At 69.1% G+C, this 11,076-nt stretch carries 10 protein-coding genes; 5 read left to right on the forward strand and 5 right to left on the reverse strand.

Annotated features, from left to right (window positions below):
• Positions 1–72: 72 nt before the first annotated feature.
• Positions 73–1,539 carry an aromatic amino acid ammonia-lyase gene (locus tag ACIRG5_RS27765; RefSeq protein WP_402909613.1) on the reverse strand — a complete coding sequence of 489 codons (1,467 nt, stop codon included), beginning with the start codon at positions 1,537–1,539 and terminating at the stop codon, positions 73–75.
• A 30-nt stretch (positions 1,540–1,569) separates the two neighbouring features.
• Here ACIRG5_RS27765 and ACIRG5_RS27770 point away from each other — a divergent pair, with 30 nt between their 5' ends.
• Together ACIRG5_RS27770 and ACIRG5_RS27775 are read left to right on the forward strand one after the other, a co-directional pair.
• Positions 1,570–4,545, forward strand: coding sequence for a DEAD/DEAH box helicase (locus ACIRG5_RS27770; protein ID WP_402909615.1), 2,976 nt, complete (start codon positions 1,570–1,572; stop codon positions 4,543–4,545).
• Positions 4,538–5,365 (forward strand): SWIM zinc finger family protein, encoded by an 828-nt coding sequence (locus tag ACIRG5_RS27775; RefSeq protein ID WP_402909618.1) that lies wholly within the window; start codon positions 4,538–4,540, stop codon positions 5,363–5,365. Before ACIRG5_RS27770 ends, ACIRG5_RS27775 begins: the two co-directional genes overlap by 8 nt.
• A 449-nt stretch (positions 5,366–5,814) precedes the next feature.
• Here the strand turns inward: ACIRG5_RS27775 and ACIRG5_RS27780 are convergent, their stop codons facing one another.
• From ACIRG5_RS27780 to ACIRG5_RS27790, 3 genes are all read right to left on the reverse strand, one after another.
• Positions 5,815–6,087, reverse strand: a complete 273-nt coding sequence (locus ACIRG5_RS27780; RefSeq protein ID WP_402909620.1) for a GlsB/YeaQ/YmgE family stress response membrane protein — start codon at positions 6,085–6,087, stop codon at positions 5,815–5,817.
• Positions 6,088–6,149: 62 nt separating this feature from the next.
• Positions 6,150–6,632: a hypothetical protein gene (locus ACIRG5_RS27785; RefSeq protein WP_402909623.1), complete on the reverse strand. Its 483-nt coding sequence runs from the start codon at positions 6,630–6,632 to the stop codon at positions 6,150–6,152.
• A 101-nt stretch (positions 6,633–6,733) separates the two neighbouring features.
• Positions 6,734–7,798, reverse strand: coding sequence for a DUF2786 domain-containing protein (locus tag ACIRG5_RS27790; protein WP_402909626.1), 1,065 nt, complete (start codon positions 7,796–7,798; stop codon positions 6,734–6,736).
• 62 nt (positions 7,799–7,860) lie between these two features.
• Between ACIRG5_RS27790 and folP the strand changes: the two genes are divergently transcribed.
• From folP to ACIRG5_RS27805, 3 genes are read left to right on the forward strand one after another with little or no spacing between them, the layout of a single operon-like run.
• Positions 7,861–8,685, forward strand: a complete 825-nt coding sequence (folP, locus tag ACIRG5_RS27795; RefSeq protein ID WP_402909628.1) for a dihydropteroate synthase — start codon at positions 7,861–7,863, stop codon at positions 8,683–8,685.
• 14 nt (positions 8,686–8,699) lie between these two features.
• A complete protein-coding gene (locus tag ACIRG5_RS27800) occupies positions 8,700–9,638 on the forward strand; it encodes a hypothetical protein (protein WP_402909631.1) in 939 nt (312 codons plus the stop codon).
• A 48-nt stretch (positions 9,639–9,686) separates the two neighbouring features.
• Positions 9,687–9,971 (forward strand): hypothetical protein, encoded by a 285-nt coding sequence (locus ACIRG5_RS27805; RefSeq protein ID WP_093598851.1) that lies wholly within the window; start codon positions 9,687–9,689, stop codon positions 9,969–9,971.
• Here ACIRG5_RS27805 and ACIRG5_RS27810 read toward each other — a convergent pair.
• Entirely contained in the window at positions 9,928–10,980 is a 1,053-nt protein-coding gene (locus ACIRG5_RS27810) for a cytochrome P450 (protein WP_402909634.1), read from the reverse strand. The two genes, ACIRG5_RS27805 and ACIRG5_RS27810, sit on opposite strands and share 44 nt — an antisense overlap.
• Positions 10,981–11,076: the final 96 nt, after the last annotated feature.

Below are 11,076 nucleotides of genomic sequence, written 5' to 3' on the forward strand. Positions count from 1 at the left end.
ACATCCCCAACTCGATCAACCTGGTCGCGTTCCACCGTAAAAGCTCAAGCTTGGTGGAGATCAAGGCCGAGTTCAGCAGGCGGCGAAGTCGTCCAGCAGTGCCGAGGCCACCTCTACGTCCGGGCTTAGCTGGCGGTCGGACATGTCCGGGTTGAGCTTCGACTCGGCCGTCTCGAAGGCGGACCGCAGCGACTGGGTTCGCGGGGTGATGCCGCGCAGCCGCAGGGCGCGGACGGCGGCTACTACCTCGCAGGCCAGGACCAGGCGGAACGCGGTCAGGGAGCGCAGGGCCTGGGACGCGGACTGGAAGGCGAAGCTCGAGTTCTCCTCCTGGCCGCGCGACACGACGGCGTTGCCGATGGTCGCGGGTTCGGCGAGGGTGCGGACCTCGGCCAGTGCCGAGTTGGCGCTGTATTCGAGGATCATCACGCCCGAGCTGCCGGGCACGCCCTCCGCCAGGAACGGGCGCAGGCCGGTGAAGCTCGGTTCCACCAGCGTCGCGAGGCGGGCGGTCGAGATGTGGCCGGTGTGCAGCATCGACAGCCGGAGGCGGTCCAGCGCCTGGCCCAGGTACGCGCTGTGGAAGGCGCCGTGGTGGTAGGCGGCGTCGTCCTCCGGGCCGAAGTGGTCGGAGACGATCAGCGGGTTCTCGGCGGCGGCGTTGAACTCGACGTCGAGGACGCGGGCCAGGTCGGTGGCGGCGTCGACGGCCGGGCCGTGGATCTGCGGGAAGCAGCGGTAGCCGAACGGGTCCTGGATGCGTGCGGCCGGGCGTGGGGGTTCGCCGATCAGGCGGCGCATTTCGGCGGCCACGGCGACTTGACCTGGGTGTGGGCGGCCCAGGTGGACGCGTTCGTCGTAGGCCTCGGCGGCTCCGTCCACGGCCAGGAACGAGAGTGCGGCTACCACGTGCGTGGCTTTCAGCAGTTGGTGCGCGTCCTGCCAGGCCAGGCCCGCCATGCCGATGGTGAGGGCGTTGCTGCTGATCAACGCCAGCGCGTCGCCCGAGTCGAGTTCGATCGGGTCCGGGGTCTGCGTGGAGCCGAGCCAGTAGCGCTCGCCGAGCAGGGTCAGGCCCGTTTCGGCCAGGGCGGTGAGGTCGCCGGTGCCGATGGCGCCGTACTCGTGCACGCCGGGGTAACAGCTGCTGTTCAGGGCGGCGAGGAGCGCGTCGGCCACGGCTCTGCGCACGCCGGCGCCGCCCGCGAGGAGTTGGTTGAGGCGCACGACCATCATGGCGCGCACCTGTTCCTCGGGGAGCATGCCGCCGAGTCCGCCCGCGTGGCTGCGCAACAGGCGCAGGCCGTGCTCGGCCCAGCCTTCCGTGCTGACGATCTGGTCGCGGTTCGCGCCGACACCGGTCGTGCGGCCGTAGACCTGTCGTCGCACCACGAGCCGCTGGCTCGCGCCCCACGACGCTTCGAGGCGTGCGACGCCATCAGCGTGCAGAGCCACCGGGGAGTGGTACCGCGCGACGCGCACCACGTCATCGGCGCTGAGGGACTGACCGTCCAGCACGACAGGGGAGTCTTCGACCATGGCGCCAATGTGAGCACATAGGGTTCGGACGTGCTCGTACTGCATGGCCTGTGCACGACCGACGGCGTCCTCGCGCTGTGGGCCGAAGACTCCGGGCTGCCCGCACGCAGTGAGAGCACGCGACGGGACGCACCGCACCCGTTCGCGGCGACGGCCGAGTCGCTGGCCGCCGCGCTCGGGCAGGAACCGTTCAAAACAACCACGCGAGCGTTGCTGTTGCCGTCCTTCTCGTCGGGTCCGATGGCCTCGCCCGAGCTGGTCCGCGACCCGCTGACGGCGGGACGGGCGCCGCGCGGCAAGGTCCAGTTGCGGCAGTGGGGCGTCCCCACGATTCGCCTCGACGGCGCCCCGGAGCTCGGTGGCGAGATGCGGCTGAGCGACTCCGCGCGGTTCGTGTTCGATGTGGCCGGGTTCGCCGCCGACCTGGTCGACCGCGGCCGCGTGCTGCCCTCGGTCGCGCCGGAGCGGGCTGTCGCGCGGTGGGTGCCGGTGCTGTCGGGAACGGACTCGGCGCGGTTAGCGGCGCTGCAGGCCGCGATGCCGCCCGCCTGCCGGTGCGAGGAGATCGTCAGCGACCCGGCGGAACTGGTGCGCGCGGCCCTCACGACCGCGGTCGACGAGCAGGTGCGGAGCCGGTTGAACGGAACGGCGCTCGCCCCGGCACGACGCGGCCGCGTGACGACGGCGGAGTCGTGGCTCGCCGCGCTCACCGGCGAACCCGCGTTCGACGCCGACCCGGTCGAGCTCTACGAACTGCGCGAGCAACTGGACCGCTGGCGGGACAGCGCGGGCAACGAGAGCCCGGTGCGCACGTGCTTCCGGCTGCGCTCGCCCGAGCAGCGCGAGGACGACGAGTGGGCCGTCGAGTTCCTGCTGCAGGCCGTCGACGAGCCGAGCGTTCTCGTGCCCGCGCACCAGGTGTGGTTCGCCGACGACGGCGTGCTGCGACGCTGGATCCCGGCACCGCAGGAACATCTGCTGGCCGATCTCGGCCGCGCGAGCAAGCTGCATCCCGAACTGGACGAGGCGTTGCGCGGCTCGCATCCGGCCGAGATGGAAGTTGACGCGGAAGGCGCGTACCGGTTCCTGACGGCGGCGCCCGTGCTGGCGCAGGCCGGGTTCGGCGTGCTGCTGCCGTCGTGGTGGCAGCAGACGACGAAGCTCGGCCTGAAGCTCACCGCGAAGAGCCGCGGCACGGCCGGAACCGTCGCGAAGGAGAGCGAGATCGGCCTGAAGTCCATTGTGGACTACAAGTGGGAGCTCGCCCTCGGCGAGGACACGCTGACCGACGCCGAGCTCGCCGAACTGGCCAGGGCGAAGGTGCCGCTGGTCAAGGTGCGCGGCCAGTGGGTGCAGGTCGACCAGAAACGGCTCGCCGCGGGACTCGCGTTCCTCAAGCGCGGTGGCGGTCAGATGACCGCGGCCGAAGTGATGCTCCACAGTGGACTCACCGAGGAGGACGAGAGCCTGCCGCTGCCGTTGATGTCCGTCGAGGCCGACGGCTGGCTCGGCGACCTGCTGTCCGGCAAGGCCGACGAACAGATCGAACCCGTTGAGCCGCCGGAGAACTTCCTCGCGCAGCTGCGCCCGTACCAGCAACGCGGTCTGGCCTGGCTCGCGTTCCTCGACAAGATCGGCCTGGGCGCGTGTCTCGCCGACGACATGGGCCTGGGCAAGACGGTTCAGCTGCTGGCACTGGAAGCGTTGAACCGCAGCCACGGCAAGAGGCCGCCCACGTTGCTGATCTGCCCGATGTCGGTCGTCGGCAACTGGCAACGCGAGGCGGCGCGGTTCACCCCGGAACTCTCGGTGCACGTGCACCACGGCGCGGACCGCCTGGGCGGCGACGCGCTGCGAGAAGCCGTGGAGAGCAGCGACCTCATCCTCACGACCTACGCGCTGGCCGCCCGCGACGCCGACGCGCTGAGCGACCTCGCCTTCGACCGCGTGGTGCTCGACGAGGCGCAGAACATCAAGAACAGCGCGACCCGCCAGTCCCAGGCAGTGCGCCAGATCAAGGCGCGCCACCGCGTCGCGCTGACCGGCACGCCCGTCGAGAACCGCCTGGCCGAGCTCTGGTCGATCATGGACTTCGCCAACCCCGGCGTGCTGGGCACGATCAACACGTTCCGTGCCCGCTTCGCCGTCCCGGTGGAGCGCCACAACGACCAGGGCGCCGCCGCCCGCCTGCGCAAGATCACGAATCCGTTCGTGCTGCGCCGCGTGAAGACCGACCCGCGCATCATCAGCGACCTGCCCGACAAGGTCGAGATGCGCCAGCTGTGCAACCTCACCACCGAGCAGGCCTCGCTCTACCAGGCCGTCGTCAACGACATGCTGGAGAAGATCGAGGAAGCGGAGGGCATCGGCCGCAAGGGACTGGTGCTCGCGACCATGTCGAAGCTCAAGCAGGTCTGCAACCACCCGGCCCACTTCCTCGGCGACGGCTCCCGCGTCGCCGGCCGCTCCGGCAAGCTCGCGCGCCTGGAGGAGGTGCTGGAGGAAGTGCTCGCCGAGGGCGACAAGGCGTTGTGCTTCACGCAGTTCACCGAGTTCGGCAGCATGCTCGTGCCCTACCTGGCCGCGCGCTTCGACACCGAGGTGATGTTCCTGCACGGCGGCACGAACAAGGCCTCCCGCGACCGCATGGTCGAGCGCTTCCAGGACAAGAACGGCCCGTCGCTGTTCCTGTTGTCGCTCAAGGCAGGCGGCACCGGCCTCAACCTCACCGCCGCCAACCACGTGATCCACCTGGACCGCTGGTGGAACCCGGCGGTCGAGGACCAGGCGACCGACCGCGCGTTCCGGATCGGCCAGCGCCGCAACGTGCAGGTGCGCAAGTTCGTCTGCATCGGCACGCTGGAGGAACGCATCGACGCCATGATCGAGGAGAAGCGCGCCCTGGCCCAGCTGGTGGTCGGCGCCGGCGAGAACTGGCTCACCGACCTGTCCACCGCGCAGCTGCGGGACCTGTTGACGCTGTCCGGGGAGGCCATCGGTGAGTGAGCACTGGTCGGGCGAACGCCCCCGTTACGGCAAGACCATCAAGGTGGACAACGGCATCAAGGCGACGAGCAAGCGCGGTGACATCGGCGCCACCTGGTGGTCACGGCGGTTCATCGAGGTGCTGGAGTCGTTCGGCATGGGCGGCAGGCTGACCCGCGGCCGCAACTACGCGCGGCAGGGCCAGGTTCTGTCGTTGTCGCTGTCCACGAGCATGGTCGTCGCGCTGGTGCAGGGCTCGCGTCCCACGCCCTACAAGACGCGGATCGCGATCAAGTCGTTCACCGGCCAGGAATGGCAGCGCATCGAGCACGCTCTGGCCGGAAAAGCCCTGTACGCGGCCAAGTTGCTGGCCGGCGAGATGCCGAGTGACATCGAGTCGTTGTTCGCCTCCCTGGGGTTGCGGCTCTTCCCCGCGACGCAGCGCGAGCTGACGATGGACTGCAGCTGCCCGGACTGGGAGGTGCCGTGCAAGCACCTCGCCGCCACCTGCTACCTGCTGGCCGAGTCGTTCGACAAGGACCCGTTCGAGATCCTCGCTTGGCGAGGCCGCGGCCGTGAGGAACTGCTCGACCGACTCCGCGCGCTCCGTGGAACCGCGCGTTCCGTTGTCGTGCGCGAGGAGGCTCCGCCGCTGACGAGGTGTCTGGACACGTTCTGGCAGAAGCAGACCGCCACGAGCATCAACCTCGGCGACCCGACCGCGGCGGTGCGCACGGACGCGGTGCTCGACCAGCTCGACGGCGTGCCGATCACGGTGGGCAGGTCGTCGCTGGCCGATCTGTTGCGTCCTGCCTACCTGTCGCTGGGACCCGCGGACTAGAGAAGCTTGCTGATCGACTTCCAGGTGAACTGGTCGGTCCAGCTGTTTTCGTTGTGCAGCCTGGCTTTGAAGGCCGTGTGGATCTTGCGTGATGCTGGCTGTCGCCTGGGTTGCGGGTTCGGTGGATCCGGGTGCCATCGAGGACGGCAGTGCGACGTTCGGCCATGTCACATCGTGACGCCCGGAGACGCAGGAACCCCTGCTCGCCGGGAGCGTCGTCCAGACCGTCGTTGTCCACGGCACCGAACAGTCGCTGGAATGGCCCGCCGATCGCGGCGAGGTCTTCCGGAGCGGGCGATGGTTGTACGGCGGGTGGACTGGCCGGCCGTGGACCCGTTGGGCGCCGTGCGGTCCGGGCGCGGTGGCGTGTGGGCGCGCGGAGGGCGTGGCGGCTCGGGTCTTGGCGGACGGGTGGGTGGGCGGCCGTGGGGCCGCCCTTGCCCGGAGGGTCAGCGGTGGAGTTTCTGCCTGGAGCGGTTGGCCAGCATGGTCACGCCGGCACCGGCGAGGCCTACCTGCAGGGCCAGCTCGATCCAGTCGATTCCCGGGGTGTTCGCGACACCGAGGACCGTGGCTGCCGCGGTGCCCAGCAGGGCGGCGACGATGCCTACGAGGATGGTCGCGAGCAGCGAGACGTGTTGCCTGCCTGGGATCACCAGGCGGCCGAGACCACCGATGATGGCTCCGAAGAGCAGCGCGGTGAACAAGCCGCCGATTTCCACTGTTACCCCCTGAGACTCTGGTGCCTGCTACTCCAGAATCCGCCGGGCGCGGGTTTCGCGAATCAGGTCTTTCCCTGAGTGGCCCCTGACTTTCCCCCTAGCAGCACGGCGGCTGTCGCGGAGAGTTCACGGCCGGGGACGTCCGGATCGCAGCCCACCCTCGCCAGGCGGGCGCGGATGGCCGTGGGGGAGCGCTGCATGTCGTCGGCCAGGGACCTGATCAGGGCGGGGGAGAGGAGGTCGCTCGGGGTGAGCCAGGTGGTGCGCAGTTCGGTGTCGAGGGATTCGGTCCAGGGCTGATTGGCGTTCGCGTGGCGGGACGGCTTGCCGCGCAGGCGCGTGTGGGCGCCCAGGATGCGGGCGAGGAGCTTGCCGATCGTGGTGCCGCCCTCGACCGGCAGCCGGAGGCGGCCGTCCGCGACCACCTCGCCCGAGTCGAGCGAGCCGAGCAGGTCGAGCACCATCGATTCGTCGGAGTCGGTCGTCGCGCTCAGCCGGTAGTTGACCTCGCCGAGCTTGATCTCGTTGTGGAAGGTGGATGTCATGGGGTCGACGTTAGGGAGGGGGTCTGACTCTTTTTCCGGGGTGAGCCGCCGGAGAGGCCTTGGGACGGGGGGAGTTCACTCGAAGGGGTGGGGGGCCACGCCTAGCCCGACGTCACGGCGCTTCGCCCGGTACCGATGTCGGCGCGGTCCGCGGCCGCACGTCCGGCACCCCAACCCGCAGCTGACCGCACCGTCACGCGCGAGGTGCGCGTACGCGTGAACATCTGCTCGAACAACGTGTCCACGGCCTGCTTGCGGTCCGCGAGCACCGGCAGCAGCCGCTCGTCCGAGACGATCGGGTCGTCCGGGGAGACCGGCGCAGCCGCCATGGCCTCCAGCCGCTCCCCGATCCGCGACGCGTACGCCACCAGGAACGCCTTCCGGAACGGCCGTGAGCGCGCCTCGCTGCCCTTCCCCGCCGGTCCGCCGATGGCCACCATCGCCCGTGTCGCCTGCACGAGCAGAGACGTCGACAGGAGCTCCACGCTCTCCAGGTCCACCTCGTCACCCACGAGAGCGATGAACCCGAACCCGTCGTAGGCCACCGCCCGCGACCGGAACGCCTCCGCGACCACGTGCACGAGCTGCGACTTCTCCTTGAAGTAGCTCTTGTCCAGCCACATCCGCCGCGACGTCGCCTCCGCCGGCAGGTCCGCGTCGAGCATCGCCCGCTCCAGCGCGTGCCGGTTCATCAGCTCCTGCGCCTTGGCCGACAGCGCCTCCGCCTCCTCGGGGAACGCCGTCGACTCGGCCTTCGCCAGCAGGCCGCGCACCCGGTTGAGCACCTTCGGGTCCAGCCCCGCGCGCACGGCGGACATCAACACGTCGCCAGGCAACGGCAGGATGTGCGGCAACGAAGGCAACCGGCCGAGGAACTTCAACAGCTCGGCGGCCGTGCGGTTCGCATACGACAGCGTCTCGATGTGACGCGTCGCCCACGCCTCGATCAGCGGCCCCTCCCACCACACCGAGGCGCCGATCTCGTCCAGCTGGCGCTGCCACCGCGGATGCACCGTCGCCGGCGCATGCGGCGAACAGGACAAAGCGATCACGTCCACCACGAGGGACGAGGCCGACTCGTCGAGCGAACGCGACACGATCTCGCGAAGGTCGTACGGCAGCCAGCCGCGCTGCCAGAGCGCGTCGACCGCTTTCACCAGTTCCACGCCATGCAGTATGAGACGTCCGCCATGTGCCAAGGTCGGGGACCACCTGGTAGACACGGGATGTGATCGAGCTCCAGTTCCGCGGCCGGACCGTCGTCCGCGACCACGCGCTGGTGATGGCGATCATCAACCGCACGCCGGACTCGTTCTACGACAAGGGCGCCACCTACGCCGAGGACGTGGCCATGGAGGCCGTGCACCGCGTCGTGGACGAGGGCGCGGACATCGTGGACATCGGCGGTGTGAAGGCGGGCCCCGGCGATCTGGTCGACTCCGGCGAGGAGGTCCGCCGCGTCGTGCCGTTCATCGCTCGCGTGCGTGACGCCTACCCGGATCTGATCATCAGCAGCGACACCTGGCGCGCCGACGTCGGCCGGCTCGTCTGCGAGGCCGGTGCCGACCTGCTCAACGACACGTGGGCGGGCGCGGACCCGCAGCTGGCCGAGGTCGCCGCGGAGTACGGCGCCGGCTACGTCTGCTCGCACACGGGCGGTGCGCGGCCCCGTACGCGTCCGCATAGGGTTAGTTATCCGAACCTCGTAGCGGATGTCATCGCGGAGACGACGACGCGCGCGGAGAGGGTGGTCGCGCTCGGTGTGCCTCGCAAGAGCGTGCTGATCGACCCCACACACGACTTCGGCAAGAACACATGGCACAGCCTCGCGCTGGTGCGGCACACGGACGAGCTGGTGGCGACCGGGTGGCCGGTGCTGATGGCGTTGTCCAACAAGGACTTCGTCGGGGAGACCCTCGGCGTGGAACTGCACGAGCGCGTCGAGGGAACCCTCGTCGCGACCGTGATCGCGGCGTTGGCGGGCGCCGCGGTCTTTCGCGCGCACGAGGTGGCGCGCACCAGACGAGTACTCGAGTCCGTCGCTCGACTCTGAGCTGGAGGTAACAGGTGGACGACGTCTTCGCCCGGTTCTCGGACGACCGGTGGGACGACTTCCTCGACGAACTCGACAAGATCCGCGTGAGCGTGGTGGATCCCGCGGAACTGCAGCAGATGAAGGTGACCGCGCGCCGCGACGCACGAGAAGCGGGCACTCAGCCGTTGCTCGTGCGGATGGCCCTCGCGGACCACTACCTGAACCTGCTCGCCATCGGCGTGTGGGCGGGCGACGAGAGCTGGCGTGCCGATCTGCGCGACCTGGTCGTCTCTCTCGTGCCCGAGGACGACGAGCAACGTGACGACGCCCTGTTGAGCTCTGTCATCGCCGTGGTGCTCGCACAGCTGCTGCAGGACGCACGGCTGCGCGGAGGTTCCGAGGCCGACGTCATCGCACGGTCGGCGTGGGAGAAGGCCCAGGAGTGGGCGGCCTACGCGGAGGACCGTCACGTCGAACGGCTCCTGCACGCCTCCACAGAGGCAGGTGCGCGCGTCGTGACGGAGTCGGAGGTGCGGGAGGTCGTCGAACTGGCCACGGCCGCGGCGGACGACCAGCACGCCGAGACGATCGCCGTGCTGGAGACCGAGGGCTTCACCGCGGAGTTCATGAACGGCGTGTGGGTTGTGGAGGGCGAGTTCCGCAACGCCGTGCGGGCCGCTGCGCGCGCGATCACGCTCACGGGCCATGGCTGCGTCCTCGCGCGCAACATTCGGTCATCGGCCGTGATGTTGTGGCACGAGAACACTCTCGCCATGGCGGACTCGAAGGTGCCGCGCTGGCGCGTCTACCCGATCCTCGCGCCCGTTACGCCGCAATCGAAGTTTTCCGGCGGTGAAGGTCTCCCGTTCACCCGCGAGACACACCCGTTGGCACCCGCTCCGGAAGTAGTGCGCCGGTTGGCCGACGCCGTTGGTGTCAACCTGTCCCATCTGCTGGCTGCATTGCGGTGAAAGGGTGATCTTTGCCTTTCCGCTACCTCGACTCGTTATCTTGGTGTCATGCCCAGATTTGCCGAGTTCGATGTGGAAGGCCTGCGTAAATCCAGCGCCGTCGCCGACTTTCCCTGGTCAGAGACGTGGGTCACGTTGATCCGCGTTGATGCCAAGGGAGTTGTGCGGCAAGCCAAGTCGTTGACCGAGAAAGCTTCTTTGCTGACCGTCGCGTCGGACAAGGACCTGGTCATCGCGTCCTGCCCCGAGATTTACGCGGTCGACGACCTGGTGGCGGCTCGTGCCGCTGTCAGGGCTTCGGTCGCACGCGAAATGATCCCAAGCCTCGGATGAATGACTCCCGCCACTCGGGCTCAGCGGCGAGCACGAGTTCCGGGAATCGTCGAAGGAGCGTTCCGAACGCGATCTCGCCCTCGATACGCGCCAGCCGCGCCCCCACGCAGTAGTGGATCCCATGACCGAACCCGACGTGTGGGTTTCGACCCAGCTGCAGCACGCCCGGATCGGAGTACCGGGACGGATCCCGGTTCGCCGCCCCAAGTGAGACGGTGACCTGCGAAGATCTCGGAATCGTGACCCCTCCGATCACCACGTCGGCAGTGGCGACACGACTCAGACCCAGAGCGAACGGACCGTCGTGGCGCAGGAACTCCTCGACGGCCTCCGGAGTCAGCATCGGATCGTCGACCAGCGACCGCCTCAGGGCGGAATCGCGCAGCAGGGCGAGCAGGCCGCTGCCGATGAGCTGCGAGGTCGTCTCATGACCTGCTGTGATGAGCAACACAAGGGTGTTCACGAGGTTCGGTTCGTCGCGGAGCTCGGTGATGACGTCGTCACCGGGCTCTTTGGTGTGCACGAGGTCCTGCGCGTAGGCGGCGAACCTGCCGTACGCCTCGGCCATGGTCGCCGGTGCGAGCAGCTCCGCGGTCAGCTTCCGGACCTCGGCTCTGTCCTCTTCGGGCACACCTAGGAGTTCACATATGACAGTGATCGGCAGCGGATAGGCGAACGTCTCGATGACGTCCACCTCCTCCGCGTCCTGCCACGCGTCGAGCAGCTCGTTGGCGATCTCCTCGATGCGTGGCCGTAGCGCTTCCATCCGCCGTGTGGAGAACGCGCGCGCGATGGGCTTGCGCAACCGGGTGTGCTCCGGCGGGTCGGTGTGGTTCAGCATGCCGCCGGGGATGATGGCGCTGCTGAGGCACGGGTGCCCGAGCGCCTGCACGACGTCGTCGTACCGGCTGATCATCCACGACCTCTGGCCGTCCGGGGTCTCGATCAACGCGGGCCCCCGCTCGCGCCACTCGTCGAAGTACGGGGTCGGATCGGTGAAGAAGCTCATGCCGTCATCGTGGTGTTCGCGCTGGTCAGAGGCATGAGTAGGCGATCACCCATCTTGGCGGCGCCGATCACCTGGCCTGACGGGGTGGGGTGGCCG

The organism is Lentzea sp. NPDC102401, from assembly GCF_044765805.1.
GTDB classification, from domain to species: Bacteria; Actinomycetota; Actinomycetes; order Mycobacteriales; family Pseudonocardiaceae; genus Lentzea; species Lentzea sokolovensis.